15 protein-coding genes are annotated in these 14,686 nt (G+C 75.5%); 5 read left to right on the top strand and 10 right to left on the bottom strand.

What is annotated here, in order from left to right; genetic code table 11:
- Positions 1–13: 13 nt before the first annotated feature.
- Together OH807_RS32055 and OH807_RS32050 are read right to left on the bottom strand one after the other, a co-directional pair.
- On the bottom strand, positions 14–334 hold the full coding sequence (locus OH807_RS32055) for a hypothetical protein (protein ID WP_406206012.1): 321 nt from the start codon (positions 332–334) through the stop codon (positions 14–16).
- 120 nt (positions 335–454) lie between these two features.
- Complete coding sequence (locus OH807_RS32050; RefSeq protein WP_406206009.1) at positions 455–991, bottom strand: ATP-binding protein; 537 nt, start codon at positions 989–991, stop codon at positions 455–457.
- Positions 992–1,010: 19 nt separating this feature from the next.
- Between OH807_RS32050 and OH807_RS32045 the strand changes: the two genes are divergently transcribed.
- The 3 genes from OH807_RS32045 to OH807_RS32035 all read left to right on the top strand — a co-directional run bounded on the left by OH807_RS32045 (position 1,011) and on the right by OH807_RS32035 (position 1,867).
- Entirely contained in the window at positions 1,011–1,304 is a 294-nt protein-coding gene (locus OH807_RS32045; RefSeq protein WP_406206006.1) for a Scr1 family TA system antitoxin-like transcriptional regulator, read from the top strand.
- Between the two features lie 3 nt (positions 1,305–1,307).
- Positions 1,308–1,520 carry a DUF397 domain-containing protein gene (locus OH807_RS32040; RefSeq protein ID WP_406206003.1) on the top strand — a complete coding sequence of 71 codons (213 nt, stop codon included), beginning with the start codon at positions 1,308–1,310 and terminating at the stop codon, positions 1,518–1,520.
- 143 nt (positions 1,521–1,663) lie between these two features.
- Positions 1,664–1,867, top strand: a complete 204-nt coding sequence (locus OH807_RS32035; protein WP_406206001.1) for a hypothetical protein — start codon at positions 1,664–1,666, stop codon at positions 1,865–1,867.
- Positions 1,868–1,981: 114 nt separating this feature from the next.
- Here OH807_RS32035 and OH807_RS32030 read toward each other — a convergent pair whose 3' ends face one another.
- Entirely contained in the window at positions 1,982–2,719 is a 738-nt protein-coding gene (locus OH807_RS32030; protein WP_406205998.1) for a VOC family protein, read from the bottom strand.
- 163 nt (positions 2,720–2,882) lie between these two features.
- Positions 2,883–4,463, bottom strand: a complete 1,581-nt coding sequence (locus tag OH807_RS32025) for a hypothetical protein (protein ID WP_406205995.1) — start codon at positions 4,461–4,463, stop codon at positions 2,883–2,885.
- A gap of 379 nt (positions 4,464–4,842) precedes the next feature.
- Here OH807_RS32025 and OH807_RS32020 point away from each other — a divergent pair, with 379 nt between their 5' ends.
- The gene (locus OH807_RS32020; RefSeq protein ID WP_406205993.1) at positions 4,843–5,268 is read left to right on the top strand and encodes a hypothetical protein; all 426 of its coding nucleotides are present in this window, start codon (positions 4,843–4,845) and stop codon (positions 5,266–5,268) included.
- Between the two features lie 28 nt (positions 5,269–5,296).
- Here OH807_RS32020 and OH807_RS32015 read toward each other — a convergent pair whose 3' ends face one another.
- Positions 5,297–6,103 carry a helix-turn-helix domain-containing protein gene (locus tag OH807_RS32015; RefSeq protein ID WP_406205990.1) on the bottom strand — a complete coding sequence of 269 codons (807 nt, stop codon included), beginning with the start codon at positions 6,101–6,103 and terminating at the stop codon, positions 5,297–5,299.
- Positions 6,104–6,189: 86 nt separating this feature from the next.
- Here OH807_RS32015 and OH807_RS32010 point away from each other — a divergent pair, with 86 nt between their 5' ends.
- Complete coding sequence (locus tag OH807_RS32010) at positions 6,190–7,167, top strand: LLM class flavin-dependent oxidoreductase (protein ID WP_406205987.1); 978 nt, start codon at positions 6,190–6,192, stop codon at positions 7,165–7,167.
- A 7-nt stretch (positions 7,168–7,174) separates the two neighbouring features.
- Here the strand turns inward: OH807_RS32010 and OH807_RS32005 are convergent, their stop codons facing one another.
- The 5 genes from OH807_RS32005 to OH807_RS31985 all read right to left on the bottom strand — a co-directional run bounded on the left by OH807_RS32005 (position 7,175) and on the right by OH807_RS31985 (position 14,596).
- Positions 7,175–8,536, bottom strand: coding sequence for a DUF2252 domain-containing protein (locus OH807_RS32005; protein WP_406205984.1), 1,362 nt, complete (start codon positions 8,534–8,536; stop codon positions 7,175–7,177).
- 188 nt (positions 8,537–8,724) lie between these two features.
- Positions 8,725–10,335: a multicopper oxidase family protein gene (locus OH807_RS32000; RefSeq protein ID WP_406205981.1), complete on the bottom strand. Its 1,611-nt coding sequence runs from the start codon at positions 10,333–10,335 to the stop codon at positions 8,725–8,727.
- Positions 10,332–10,811 carry a hypothetical protein gene (locus OH807_RS31995; RefSeq protein ID WP_406205978.1) on the bottom strand — a complete coding sequence of 160 codons (480 nt, stop codon included), beginning with the start codon at positions 10,809–10,811 and terminating at the stop codon, positions 10,332–10,334. Before OH807_RS31995 ends, OH807_RS32000 begins: the two co-directional genes overlap by 4 nt.
- Before the next feature lie 411 nt (positions 10,812–11,222).
- The gene (locus OH807_RS31990) at positions 11,223–13,787 is read right to left on the bottom strand and encodes an FtsX-like permease family protein (protein WP_406205975.1); all 2,565 of its coding nucleotides are present in this window, start codon (positions 13,785–13,787) and stop codon (positions 11,223–11,225) included.
- Positions 13,784–14,596 carry an ABC transporter ATP-binding protein gene (locus OH807_RS31985; RefSeq protein WP_406205972.1) on the bottom strand — a complete coding sequence of 271 codons (813 nt, stop codon included), beginning with the start codon at positions 14,594–14,596 and terminating at the stop codon, positions 13,784–13,786. Before OH807_RS31985 ends, OH807_RS31990 begins: the two co-directional genes overlap by 4 nt.
- Between the last annotated feature and the right edge of the window lie 90 nt (positions 14,597–14,686).

Below are 14,686 nucleotides of genomic sequence, written 5' to 3'. Positions count from 1 at the left end.
CCGGCCCGCCGGTTCACCAGCCGCGCTGTCGGCCCACCGTGGCCTGCAGGCGGCGGACTTCGGCGATGAGCCGGGGGACGTCCGCGCGGGCGGCGGCGATGAATTCGAGGTCCGCGTGGAGCCGCGGATCCCGTGACGGCACCGCGTCGCCCTCGACGAAGCGGCGGAGGTACATCTCGTCCTCCACGTCCGACGCGGGCTGCACCTGGATGAAGCTCTCGCCGCCGATGCCCTGCCCTTCGAGCCAGGCTTGCCACGGCCCCGGGGCGGCCGCGGCCGCACGCCGCTCCATCGCGGTCAACTCGTCCTCGGTCAGCGGACCGTCAGCAGTCATGCCGTGATCCTCCCGTGACCGCCGCCGAATGTCCACGGCCTCCCCCGGCCACCCCGCCCACCGTGCCGGGCAGGCAGGTGGGCGGGGTGACGAGGAGGCGACGGGCAGCTGTACGGCAGCTCAGGCCGGACGTACCGAGACGAGGTGCGCCCGGCCGTTCAGCGCGACGGAGAGGGCCAGGCCGCCGTCCCGTCCCATCACGCGGGCCGCACGATCGACGGCGCCGGGCCCGGAGAGGACGTGCCCGAAGGCGTCGTACTGGACGGCGCCGAGCGGGAGCATCCGGAGCAAGTCCCAGACGGCGCCGAGTGCGTCGTTGAGGCGGCCGAAGGTCGCCGGGGCGGTGATGCCCTCGATCTCGACGACCACCGCGCCGGCCGGTTCGGGCCGCCGCGGCCTCGGCGGCAGCTCCACGGGCGCCCGGTCGCTCCCCGCAGGCTCGACGACGCACCAGACCAGCTTGCCGATGGCGTCCGGCCGGGGATCCGCCCCCCAGGCGGCGGACAGCCGGTCGACCAGCCAGAGCCCCCGCCCGGACTCCTCGCCGTCGGACGGCTCGCGGAGCACGGGCCGGACGGCGCTCGCGTCGTGGACCTCGATGCGGAGGCGGTCCCCGGTGAGGAGGAAGCGCGTCCGGATCAACCGGTCACGGGGCACGCAGGCGTGGTGCACCGCGTTGGAGCAGTTGCGTTACCTGACCACCGCCGCCGAGCACTCGAACATCAATCTGCGGATCCTGCCGGAGGCCTCGGAGGTCCATGCCGCACTGTTCGGCCCCGTCGCGATCCTCAGCTTCCCGGAATCGACCGAGTCCGACGTGGCCTACGTGGACAGCCTCCGCAGCACGCTCTACATCGAGGAGCCCGGCGAGGTCTTCAAGTACTCCGAGCTCTTCCGGCGTGCCCTGGCGGAATCCCTGCCCCGCGCGGAGTCGATCACAGTCCTCCAGCGCATCGCGAAGGAGATGTGAATCATGGCAAGCACCGAAAGTCCCAACCCTCGCTCCTGGCACAAGTCGAGCTACTCCGGTGCACAGAGCAACTGCGTCGAGGTGTCCGACGGGCTCGGCCACGCGATACCCGTCCGCGACTCGAAGGACCCGGCGGGGCCGGTGCTCCTCTTCGAGCGCGCGGCGTGGGCGGCCTTCGTCCGGGGCCTGAGGGCCGGCGACTTCGCGACCGGCTGAGCCGGGCGGGCCCCGCGACCCGTCACGGGGCGGACGAGGTCGGGACCCTGACCTCAGGTGCCCGGGACTCCGGGCGAAGCAGCATGGATGCATCCGCAGGACGCGTTCCCACCGACCGGGGACCTGTCCGGAAAGGAGACACCATGGCAATCGTGGGTCAGTCCAACTGGCGCTACTGCAACAAGTGCTTCGGTCTCTGGTTCAACGGGAACCCGACGAACGGCTTCTGTCCGGCCGGCGGCTCGCACAGCTCCTCGGGCAGCTTCGACTACCTGCTGGCGGCGAACGACCTCAGGGGCGTCGCAGCCGCGGACACCGAGGAGGCCTCGGCGGGCGACGCCGGCTGACGCGGAGGCCCGTCGAGTCGAACCGCGTGACCGGGAACCCCGGGCCGGATTCCCCGGCCCGGGGTTCCCGGTCTCCGCCGCCGGCTCGCCACCGGCCGGAGCCGGTGCCCGAGGTCAGCGGGGGCTGAGGAGGCAGAACTCGTTGCCCTCCGGGTCGGCCAGGACGGTCCAGGAGATCGCGGACTGGTCGATACCGGGGTCGGTGGCGCCCAGCGCGCGCAGACGGGCTGCCTCTGCCGCTACGTCGTCACCGCGGTAGGGAGCGACATCGAGGTGGACGCGGTTCCAGCCGCTCTTGGTGTCGGGGGTGCGAATGAACTCCAAGTAAGGGCCGATGCCCTGGGCGGAGCGCAAGCTCGCGTGGTCGTCGGCGACCTCGTGCAGCGTCCAGTCCATCGCCTCGTCCCAGAACCGGGCCATTCCCCGCGGGTCGGTGCAGTCGACCACCACCGCGGCGATCGGCCCGGTGTCCTGGTAGACCGGGCGGGGCTCCAGGACGCAGAACTCGTTGCCCTCCGGGTCGGCCATCACCGTCCAGGGGACGTCGCCCTGACCCACGTCGGCGAGCGTCGCGCCGAGGTCCTTCAGGCGCGCGACCAGCTCCGCCTGATGGGCGGTCGAGGTGGTGGCCAGATCGAGGTGCACCCGGTTCTTCACCGTCTTGGGTTCCGGCCGGGCGATGATGTCGATGCACACGGCCACGGGGTCGGGGTAGGAGAAACCTACCGGTTCGAGGTTGGTCACACCGGGGCCCTCGCTGTCGACACCCCAGCCGAGCGCCTCCGCCCAGAACCGGCCGAGCGCGGAGTCGTCCTGGGCCTTCATGTTGATCTGCACGAGTCTTGTTGCCATGCGCAGATCATAGAAGCCGCCGCCGGCCCCGGGCCTCCGGTGATGCCGTGAGGAGCGCGGCCGGGGCGGGCGACGTGCTGACGGGGGGAACGGCCACGCCCTGCCCGGTCCTGGACGGGGACCGGGCAGGGCGCGTCGGGCAGGGGCTGCCCGGGAGGGTGGCTCAGCCCTTCGGGGTGGCCGACGGGAGGGCGCCGGTCAGCAGCGGCCACTCGCGGTGGAACGGCGGGAGGGGGAGCTTGCCCTCCACGATCGGGGTACCGAAGACCTTCAGGTGCGCGGAGAGCGCACCGTTCAGGTCGACGCCGCCGAGCAGGGCCCAGCTGCCCTGCAGCTGCGGCGTGCCGCCGGGGACGTCGACGGCGAGCGAACCGTCCGCCTGCGCGCGCAGGTAGGGGGCGACGGTGGCCTCGACGCCGACCGCGTCGTAGAGGCCGACGCTGACCTCGGCGGCGAGAGCGGCGCGGACGGCGGCCTTGCCGGAGAGGCGGACGTGCACCGGCGACACCTTGGTGTCGGCCGCGTCGGTGGACGACGTCCAGCCGCGGCCGCCGGTGTAGTCGGCGTGGACGGCCCAGGTGCCGGTGATCTCCTGTTCGGCCTCGACGTGCACCTTGCCGTCGGCACCGATCTCCAGGTAGCAGGTCAGGCCGAGGTTCACGACGATCGGCAGGCCCGCCACGGTGATGACGGGGCTGGCCTGGAGCTTGGCGAACGGCAGCCGGATCGGCGCGGCCCCCGTGGAGCGGGCGAGGTCGCCGGTGACCTTCCACTGGGCGTGGGCCCCGAGGTCGAAGCCGATCGACGCGGTGCGCGGGCTGCCGATGCCGGCGCCGTGGTAGGCGAACCGCAGCGCGGGGTGCAGCTGGAGCGAGGCGGAGGCGTCGGCGCTCAGGCCCTCGGGGAGCGGGATCGGCGCCTTGACGTCGACCTCCAGGGTGCCGGAGGCGTCGGCCCTGGTCGTGCCGCTCTCGTGGGAGACGGTCGCCTTGAGGTCCTTGACCAGCGGCGTCACCTTGATCGCCTTCGGGTCCACGGGGACCTGGCCGTCCGCCTCGGCCTTGCCGAGCAGTTCGGAGAGCGTGGCGGGGCGGGTGGCGACGGTGACGGCGCCTCCGGTCACCGACTTGACGGCGGTGACGGCGACGAGCGCGCCCTGCGGCGCGGCCTCGGTCGGCGGGCTGGCGAGGAGCTGGCCGGGCTTGACCGCCTCGGCCGGGGTCGGCGCCGCGCCGGGCGTGGTGGCAGCCGGCGTGGTGGGCGCCACCGACGGCGCGGCCGAACCAGTGGTGACCGGCCCGGCCGGGGCGGTGGCCGACAGGACGGCCGTGCCGGCGGCCGCGTCGTACCCGGTGAGCTGGAGGTTCTTGGCCTCCGGCGCGACGGCCGCGCCATCCTTGCCGGGCGTGCCGATGGCGGCCTGCTGGGCGCCGGGCTGGGCGGCCGTCACCGGCAGGGTGGCGGCGGGCGGGGCGCCGGCGGGTGCCGGAGCTGCCGGGGTGGCGGCTCCGGCCTGCGGCGCGCCGGACGGCGGGGCCGCCGGGGCGCCGGCCTTGGCGGGGCCGGCCGCACCGGCCGGGTTCGCGTGGGAGGTCGCGGTGGCCGTGGCGGTGGCGCCGGGGGCGCCGTCCACGGTGGCCGGGATGGCCTGCTGGGTGCCCGAGGTCGGGCCGCACGCAGCGACTCCGAGCAGCAACAGCGAAACGAGGGCAGGGCGGACCGCCGTGCCGAGGGGACTCTTCAACGAAGCTCTTTCGAAGCGGCGGGCGCGCACACGGGCGCCCGGGACCAGGGGCTTCAGCGGCGGCTCGAACAGCCGCACCCGTGCCATGTTACTGACGGGAAACAAGCTTGTCGAAGACATGCAAATGGTGAACGAATCGTCAAGACCGCAGTAATTCACCTGACCTGACGAGCAGTTGGAGAACGGACAGAAAACCGCCCCGGACCTTCGGCGGGTGTCCACGCCCCACCATTCCATCGTCCGGCGGGTGGCCACCCCCGCCGGTCGACCGGGTCATGCCCCGCGGGGAATTGCCGCCCTCACCGGCCCCCCGCAGGATGAGTGCCGTCCGGATACACCGCCGACACAACGTCGGCCGACACCGCACGAGGAGCGCACCATGGCCACCACCGCCACCCCGCAGGACATCGCCGACCGCTACGTCGCCCTCTGGACCGAGCCGGACCCCGCGCTGCGCCGCAAGGCGATCGAGCGGATCTGGACGGAGGACGGCGTCCACCTCATCCAGCCGCCGGAGGAGATCCGCGACCGGGCGGCCGCGCTGGGCTTCGACGACACCGTGCTGGAGGTGTCCGGGTACGACGCGATCGAGACCCGGGTCACCCGCAGCCACCAGGAGTTCATCGCCCCCGGGGAGTTCACCTTCCGCGCCGGGGCGGCGGCCGTCCGGCTGCGCAACTGCCTCCGGTTCACCTGGGAGATGGTCCCGGTCGGCGGCGGGGAGCCGGTCGGCAGCGGGCTCGAAGTCCTGCTGCTCGACGAGGACGGCCGCGTCACGGTCGACTACCAGTTCCCGGGGGCCTGATCCTGCCCGCCGTGCCTCCCGGGCACGGTCAGCCGGTGGCCCCCGCCAACGCCGACGCCACCACCGACGCCGCCCCCGATCCCGCCTCCTCCGCCGCCCGGCCCGCGGCCCGGAGCGCGGCGGCCGTCGGTTCGTCGGCCGGCAGGAAGGCCTCCAGCTTCAGCTCGGCGAGCGTGATGTCCACGGCGGTGGCGAAGGTGGTGACGGTCGTCATCAGGTGCAGGTCTCCGTACGAGCTGCGGAGGCGCAGCGGCACGGCGAAGCCGAGGTGATCGGCCGCCAGGTCCACCGTCTCCGGTACGTACGTGGCGAGTTCGGCGTGCAACTCGCCCAGGTGCGCCGTCCGTTCGACGATGTGGCGGGCCCAGGCCGCGAAGTTGAGGATCCGGGGGGCCAGGCCGTCGGGGTGCAGGGCGAGCCGGTAGGCGTTGGTGCCGGGGCCGACCAGCTCGGGCGCCGCCCCCTCGGTGATCAGGTCGAGGGCGCGGTTGGCGGCCACCACGGTGCCCTGCCGGTCCACCACCACGGCGGGGTAGGGCAGATGGCCGGTGAGGATGTGGTCGATGGCGGCGCGCACCGGGGCGAGGTCGGGGCCGTCGAGCGGGCTCTCGGGGTAGGCGGGGGCGAAACCGGCCGACAGCAACAGCGCGTTGCGCTCGCGCAACGGCAGGTCGAGCGATTCGGCGAGCCGGACCACCATGCCCCGGCCCGGTGCCGACCGGCCGGACTCGATGAAGCTGAGGTGGCGTTGGGTCGTTCCGGCCCGGGTGGCGAGGTCGAGTTGGCTGATCCGGCTGCGGGTGCGGCGCTCGCGGAGCGCTTGGGGAAAGTTCACCCGCCCGTTGTAGCCGGTGCGGTGGCGGCCCGGCCATTCCCCGGCGGGAATTGTCGCCGTGCGGGCCGGGCAGGAGGATCGTCGGCATGGACATCGGCGTACTTCTCCCGACCGGCAAGGCCCAGTGGGGCACCGACGGCGACCCGCGCGAGCTGATCGCCTTCGCCCGCGAGGCCGAGGAGTTGGGCTACTCCTCGCTCTTCGCCAACGACTCGCTGCTCAGCCCGCGGATCGAGCCACTCACCATGCTGGCCGCGCTCGCCCCGGTGACCGAGCGGGTCACCCTCGGCACCGGCGCCCTGCTGCCGTTCCTGCGCCGGCCGGTGCAGGCCGCGCAGTCGCTCGCCTCCGTCGACCTGCTCTCCGGCGGGCGGCTGGCCGTGGCGGTCGGCGCCGGGTTCCCCGGGCGGTTCGGCCGGCCGCTGTACGAGCTGTCGCAACTGCCCTGGGAGCGCCGGTTCGCACGGCTGGACGAGACGGTGGCGCTCTGGCGGGCACTGTGGAGCGGCGCAGACTCCTTCCGGGGCGAGTTCCACGACTTCGCCGCGCTCCCGCCCGCCACCGCGCCGTTCCGGCCCGGCGGCCCGCCGGTCTGGCTCGGCGGCGGCGCCCCGGCCGCGCTGGCCCGCACCGGCCGGCTCTACGACGGCTGGCTCCCGTACCCGCCGGACCCGGCCGACTACCGCACCGGCCTGGCGGACGTGCGGACGGCGGCGCAGGAGGCCGGGCGCACGGCGGCGGACATCACCCCGGCCCTGTTCGTCTCGGTCCGGATCGACGACCGGCCGGAGCAGGGGCGGCCGGTGCTGGAGGCGTACGCGAAGGCCAACTACGGCCTGCCGCTGGAGGAGTTGGAGAAGATCCAGGCGGTGGTGGCCGGCGCGCCGGAGGACGTCGCCGCCGGGCTGGCCCGCTACCGCGACGCGGGCGCGCGGCACGTCGTCGCCCGGCTGGGCGCGCTCGACCTGCCGTCCCAGCGCGAGCAGCTCCGGCGACTCGCCGCGATCCTGCCCGAGCCGGGGCGGCCCACCGGCGGCAACGCGGCGCAGTGCAGCGCAGCCTGAGGCAACGTCAAATATCGTGCTGCGCCGTGATCGTGCCGTCCTCGATGGCGGACAGCAGCTCGGCATGGTCGATCTCGGTCTGGTCGGCGTAGCGAACGGCGAAGTCGGCGATCGCCTCGGCGAAGGTGTCCGCGCGGCCGAGGTACCCGGCGATGGCGAGGCGGTCACCGGACCGGGCGTGGGCCCGGGCGAGGGTGCGGCCGCAGAGGTCGGCGTAGGCGCGCAGGTCGGCGGGCCGCATGTCGGCGATGTCGGCCGAGCCCTTCATGTCGCGCAGCTGGCGGCCGTAGAAGTGCCGGCCGGCCGGGCCGGTCGTCCAGCCGAGGAAGATGTCGCTGGCGGCCTGCATCAGGTGCTGGCCGGTGACGACGCGCCGGCCGCCGTGCACGATCGGCGCCTCGCCGTGCGGGCGGGTGAGGGGCAGGTGCTCCTCCAGGACGGAGCGGCCCGCCTCCTTGATCTGGAGGAAGAGCGGGTCCTGCTCGTCCCGGCCCTCCAGCAGGATGATGAAGCAGCGGGTGCCGACGCTGCCGACGCCGACCACCTTGCGGGCCGCGTCCACGAAGTGGAACCGGTCGAGCAGGACGCGCCGGTCCTCGGCCAGGGTGGCCCGGTAGTCGCTGAAGATCTTGCCGACGCGGCGGAGTTCGTTCCTCGGCAGCGGTTCGATCAGCGGCGGGTCGCTGATGATCCGGCGGCGGCCGTCCCCGGTGGTCTCGGTGAGCTTGCCGAAGGCATGGAGGCTGGTGCGGCGCCGGGCGTGCGCGAGGTTGGCCTCGACCTGCTTGCGGCGCTTGGGCTTGCGGACCATCGCGGGCAGGTCCTCGCTGTCGATCCGGGCGTACCAGACGTCGAGCTCGCCCCTCCCCGCGAGGGTGCGGATCGCGGTGGCGTAGCCGAGCGCGGCGGTGAGTGCGGCCCGGCGGACCTGCTCCTCGTCGTGGCGGTTGTCGCGGGCGGCGACGGCCACGCTGGCGGCGAGCCGCTTGAGGTCCCACTCGAACGGGCCCGGGTAGGTCTCGTCGAAGTCGTTGACGTCGAAGAGCAGGGCCCGCTCCGGCGAGGCGTAGACGCCGAAGTTCAGGAGGTGCGCGTCGCCGCAGAGCTGGACGGTGATGCCGGTGTCGGCGCCGGCCGCGAGGTCGGCCGCCATGACGGCGGCGGCGCCGCGCAGGAAGGTGAACGGGGAGTCGGCCATCCTGCCGTAGCGGATCGGCAGCAGCTCGGCGATCCGGTCGACGCCCTGCTGCTCCAGGACGGCGACCGGGTCGGGGCGGTCGGCGGCGGGGATCCACGGGCCGTGGGCGGAGCGCGGGACCAGCTCGCGGGCGGCCCGGCCGCGCCGGCGGCGTTCGGCGGGAGTGGTCATGCACGGCTCCTCGGTCGGCGGATCCCTGCTCGCGACGCTAGGTCAACCGCGCCGCCCCGGCACCTCGGGGCGCGGCGGCGCGGTGAAGCACCGGGGCGGGCCGGGCGGCGGGGCGCCCGCGCTCCTCCGGACGGGTGAGGAGGGGCGCGAGCGGTCTGCTCCAGCAGCTCCGGGGCAGCACCCGGGGCCTACTCCACGACGAAGTCCGCCATCATCGCCATGTCCTCGTGCTCCAGGTTGTGGCAGTGCAGCATGTACGTCCCCGGGTACTCGGTGTACCGGACGAGCACCTCCGCCGTCTCGGCCGGCCGCAGGTCGACGGTGTCCTTCCACCCGCCGTCGTACGGGCCCGGGGCGGCCCGGTTGCGGGAGAGCACCTGGAACTGGCCGAGGTGGACGTGGACGGGGTGGTGCACGTCGGTGAACAGCCGCCAGATCTCGGTGGTGCCGAGGGCCGGGCGGGCCAGCACCCGGCCCGGCTGGTACGGCTGATTGTTGATCGTCCAGCCGTCGTTGCGGCTGCGGCGGAAGCCGAAGGTACGGGTGGTGACGGCGGCCGCCGGGTCGAGCCGTTCGACGGTGGCGAGCCGGTCGGGGACGGCGGAGTCGTCGGTGACGCTGCGGGAGGAGACGTCGAACCGCATCACGTCCCGGTCCCGGTCGGTGCCGAATCGGTTCATCAGGCGGACGGAGGTGCCCGGCGCGAAGCGGGAGAAGTCCACCACGACGTCGAAGCGCTCGGCCGGGGCGATCTCGATCCCGTCGTGCGCGACCGGCGCCGCCAGCAGGCCGCCGTCGCTGCCGATCTGGACGAGTGCGCCGCCGCCGGAGGGCTGCGGGTCCAGCTCCAGGCGGTAGAGGCGGGCGTTGGAGGCGTTCAGCAGGCGCAGCCGGTACCGGGCGCGGTCCACCGCCAGCCGGGGCCAGGGGGCGCCGTTGACCAGGATGACGTCGCCGAGCACGCCGTTCATGTAGTCGTCGGTGACGCCGGGGACGGCGAGCGTCGGGTCGAGGGCCGGGTAGCGGAAGGAGCCGTCCTCCTCGAAGGCGCGGTCGGCGATCATCAGCGGGAGGTCGCGCTCGCCGCGCGGCAGCGGCAGGGCGTCCTCCTCGTCGTCGTGGACGAGGTGGAAGCCCGACAGGCCGCGCCAGACGGCGGGGCCGGTGAAGCCCATCCGGTGGTCGTGGTACCAGAGGGTGGCCGCGCGCTGCCGGCCCGGGTAGGTGTAGGTGCGCTCGCCCTCGCTGGTCCGCCCGGCGCCGTGGTCCATGCCGGGCATCCCCGCCATGCCGGCCATCCCCGGCATCCCGGTCGTGCCCGCCGTCCCCGGTGCGCCGCCCGTACGGGCGGCCGGGCCCGCCGGCAGGATCAGGTCGATCGGGTAGCCGTCGCTCTCCGCCGGGGTGTGGCCGCCGTGCAGGTGGACCACCGACGGCACCGGCAGCTCGTTGCGGTGGCGCACCACCACCTGCCGCCCGGCCCGGACGGCCAGCGTCGGGCCGGGGTAGCTGCCGCCGTACGTCCAGGCCTCGGTCCGCAGGCCGGGCAGGATCTCCAGCCGGGCGACCTGCTGGGTGATCTCGTAGTAGTCGGCGCCGGCGTCGCTGCGCACCGGCTGCAGCACGGGCGGCACCGGCAGCGGCACCTGGTACGGCGGCGGCGGCTCGTTGACGCTGAGGAGCAGCCGGCCCGGGCGGGCCTCGGCGAGCAGCCGGGCGGCGGCCGGGAGCGCGAAGGCGCCCACCGTGCCGGCGCCGAGCGCGGCCGCGCCGATCTCCAGGAACCGGCGGCGCTTCACCGGGCCACCTCGACGGGCTCGCCCGGCCGGGGCAGCAGCCCGGCGCCGTCCGGGCCGTCGGGCCCCTCGGCGCCGCCCGCCCGGCCGGGCAGCGGCAGCCGCCAGGCACCGGCCAGGCCGAACAGGGTGCCGCTGACCAGCAACGCGCCGAGCACCACGTGCAGACCCAGGGCGCGCTGGTAGCCGAGACCGGTCTGCAGCACCACCGCCGCCGTCAGCACCAGCGCGGCCGCGAGCGGCCCGCGCGGCCCGCGGCCGGCCCGGCCGACCAGCAGCGCCGCCACCAGCTGGGCGAGCGCGGCGGCGGCCAGCGCCGTCGCCCCCGCCGCGTGGAGCGCGAGCGACTCGTAGTGGCCGTTGAGGAAGCTGCCGGCCAGCACGGTCTGCCCGAGGGCGAGGGCGGCCGACACGGTGGCGGCCGCCCTCAGCAGGATCAGCGGCCGGCGGGGCGCGGGGGCCACGGGAGGACTGCTCATGAGTGGGCTTCTCTCTGCTCGGCCGGGAGGCGGTGCGGGCACGGGGAGCGCCCCCGGAGGGGAACGGGAAACGCCCCCGGAGGCGGCTCTGCCCCGGGCGGCGCGGCGGCGAGCGTAGCTGATCGGACATCACGATCAGTGGTTCTGCGGCGTGTTTGAACCGGAGGCCACTCCGATGCACCGGCCAGCGGCCCGGCCGCTCACCCGGACGGGCGGTGCGCAGCCCTCGCGCACCGCCCGTCCGTCCCCGGCCCCCTTCCGTCCTCGGTCCCTGCCTCCCCTGCTCCCCCCGTCCGTCCGCCCCTCCCCCGTCCGCGGGCCGGTGCGGGGCCGGCCCGCGGCCCGGCGACACCCCCGTCGCCGCCGGGCCCCGGGCCCCCTCGCCCTCGCCCTCGCCCTCGCCCGGTCGCCCTACTGCTTGCCGCCGCCGGCCGCGACCGGCCGGGAGCGGAGCAGCGCCCGGGCCGGCAGGCCGGTCGAACCGAGGCAGAGCAGCACGGCCCCGGCGGCCAGCGGCAGTGCGATGCCGGCCGGGATGTGCGGGGCGGCGCCGGTGAGGCCCCGGGCGACCGGGACGAGCGTGATCCAGGCGATCAGCGCACCGACGGTGAGGCCGGTCGCCGCGACCAGCAGCGCCTCCCAGCGCAGCATGCCGCGCACCTGGCGCCGGGTCGTCCCGGCCAGCCGCAGCAGCGCCACCTCGCGGCGCCGGTCCAGCACCGTCATCACCAGGGTGTTGGCGGCGGTGACGGCCGCGAAGCCGCCCAGCACGCCGGCCATCACGGTGTTCGCCCAGGCACTGAGCTCCTGGGCCCGGTTGACCTGCGCGGCGTAGCCGGCCCGGTCGGTGACGGTCACGCCGCCGGCAGCGGTCAGCCCGGCCAGCTTCGCCGCGACGGCGGCCCGGTCGGCGCCCGGCGCGTCCGCGACCAGCAGTTGGCTGTCGTACCCGGCGGTGACGTGCGCCGCGACGGCGGCCCGGGGCAGCAGCACCTGGCCGAAGCCGAGGCCGCGCTCGTAGGTGGCGACGACCGTCGGCCGGGCCGGGGTGCCGTCGCCGAGCCAGAGCGGCGCCCGGTCGCCGACCTTGACGCCGAGCGTGTCGGCGAGCCCCGCGTCCAGGGCGACGGTGTCGGCCGAACCGCCGAGCGCGGCCAGCGAGCCGCTGCGCACCCCGAGGTCGAGGACGCGCGGCAGCTTCGCCGGGTCGCCGTCGATGCCGAGGGCGGTGGCGGTGCCGAACATGCCGCCGTCGCGGTAGACGGCGCCGGTGCGCAGCACGCCGACGGCGGCGTCGACGCCGGGCACCCGGCCGGCCTCCTCGGCGGTGCCGGCCGGCAGGCCGGGGCCGGTCGGGGCGACCACGTGGTCGGCGGTGATGCCGGTGCGGACCTGCTCGCCGGTGACGTGGCGGACGGTGGTCTGAAGGAAGAGCAGGGTGCCGCAGAAGGCGGTGACCATCACGATCGGCGTGATCGCGGAGGCCAGCCGGCGGGCGTTGGCCCGGGTGTTGTCGGCGGCCAGCGAACCGGGTGCGCCGGCCGCGGCCCGCAGCGGGGTGCCGAGCACCCCGGCGGCGGCCCGGGCCACCCAGGGGCCGAGCAGCGCGACGGCCGTCAGGAAGCACATCACCACGCCGAGCGCGGTGTTGGCGGCGTTGCTGCCGTCGAGGCCGGCCGCGACGGCGGCCAGCGACACGCCGCCGGCGGCGAAGAGCAGCCCGGCGATCGTCCGCACCTTGCCCGGCCGGCGGGGCTCGACGGCGGCCGCGCCGAGCGCCTGGCTCGGCCGCAGCCGGGCCGGGCCGCGGGCGGCGAAGAAGCCGGCCGCGAGCGCGGCGAGCGTGCAGGTGCCGACGGCGGCGAGCATCGGCAGCGGGCCGACGGAGAGCCCGACCGCCGTGGGGACGGCCCCGCGGGACACCATCTCGTCGAACCACCAGCGGGCCAGCGCCAGCCCGGGCAGGATGCCGAGCGCACCGGCCACGGGCGCGACGAGCACGGCCTCGGTGGCGATGGTGCGGCGGATCTGCCGCGGGGTCGCGCCGATCGCGCGGAGCAGGGCGAACTCGCGGGCGCGCTGCCCGGTGGCCAGGGCGACGGTGCTCATCACCACGAAGACCGCGGTCATGGTGGCGGTGCCGCCGAAGGAGCCGCCGAGGGCGGTCAGCATCGTCCGGCTCTCGGCCAGCTCGGGCTGCTCGACGCTGCCGCGGCCGTCACCGGTCAGCACCTTCGCGTCGCCGCCGACGGCCTGGCGGACCTGCGCGGCGAGGGCCTTCGCGGTCACCCCGTCGCGGGGCTGGACGGCGATCGCGTCGACCCGGCCGGGGTGGCCGGCGAGGCGGTCGGCGACGGGGTCGGCGAACCAGGCCTGCGCCGCGCCCGGGGAGGCGGCGAGGCCGGAGATCCGGTAGCTGCCGGTGCCGCCGGGCGCGGTCAGCGCGACGGTGGCGCCGGGGGCGAGGCGGGCGGCGCGTGCGGTGTCCGCGTCGAGGACGACCTCGCCGGCGCCGGGGGCGCGGCCCTCTGCCAGCTTCTCGCCCGCGCCGGCGATGCCGAGCGAGGCGAAGCCGCGGCCGGTCAGGCCGGGCAGGCCGGCCCCGTCCTGGCCGGGTGCGCCCGGGCCGGCCGTCGCGGGGATCGGGAAGGCGGTGTCGGGGCGGGCCGCCGCGACACCCGGCAGGGCGGCGATCCGCCCGGCCAGCGCCGCGTCCACCCGGGCCCGCTCCGGGACGGCCTGCTCCTCGGTCTGGGTGTCCTCGCCGACCTTGTGGGTGAACGAGACGGTCGGATCGGCCGCGACCACCACCGGCGTCGCCGCGTACCGCACGGGCGGCACGCTCGCGGTGATCCCGGTCTGCAGGAGGGTGCCGCAGGCCATGATGACGGCCGCGCCGAACAGCAGGGCGATGAAGGTGCCCGCGAAGGAGGCGGGCCGGAACCGCACCGAGGCGCGGGCGAGTCCGTTGCTCATGCGGCCACTCCGACCGGGCGGGCGGCCAGGCGGACCATCCGGTCCGCGACGGCCTGCGGGTCCGGGTGGTGCAGCTCGCCGGCGAGCGCGCCGTCGGCCAGGAAGACCGCGCGGTCGGTGAAGGAGGCGGCCACCGGGTCGTGGGTGACCATCACGACGGTCGCGCCCAGGCTGTCCACGGCGTTGCGGAGCAGGCCGAGCACCTCGTGCGCCGTCCGGGTGTCCAGGGCGCCGGTCGGCTCGTCGGCGAAGACCACGTCCGGGCGGGTGATCAGCGCGCGGGCGATCGCGACGCGCTGCTGCTGGCCGCCGGACAGCTGGCCGGGCCGCCGCCCGCCGTGCTCGCCGAGTCCGACCTGGGCCAGCAACTCCTTGGCCCGCGTGCGGTCCTGGCGCTCGCCGGCCAGCCGCTGCGGCAGCAGCACGTTCTGCAGCACGGTCAGCGAGGGCAGCAGGTTGAACGACTGGAAGACGAAGCCGATCCGGCTGCGGCGCAGCTTGGTGAGGTGGTTCTCGCTCAGCCGGGTGATCTCCTCGCCGCCCAGGTACACCTCGCCGGCGTCCGGCCGGTCCAGGCCCGCCGCGCACTGCAGGAAGGTGCTCTTGCCGGAGCCGGACGGGCCCATCACCGCGGTGAAGGTGCCGCGGTCGAGCGCCAGGTCGACGCCGCGCAGCGCGTGCACGGTCTCGGCGCCGCGGCCGTAGCTGCGCCGGACGGCCCGCAGCTCGATCGCGGCGTGGGCGGGCCGCCCGTACTGCTCGGTCTGCCCGTACTGCTCGGTCGCTCGGCGGTCGCGGCGGGGTGCCATGGTGGGGCCTTCCTTCGGGAATCATCGCTGGTCATCGACGTGTTCCAGCCTAGGAAGGCGGCCGGGCGGTCACCATGGAGGCCGCTGGCG

This window comes from Kitasatospora sp. NBC_01560, assembly GCF_045208415.1.
Classification (GTDB): Bacteria; Actinomycetota; Actinomycetes; order Streptomycetales; family Streptomycetaceae; genus Kitasatospora.
Note: the sequence above shows the minus strand (reverse complement) of the source record. Positions and strands in the feature narration are given on the sequence as shown.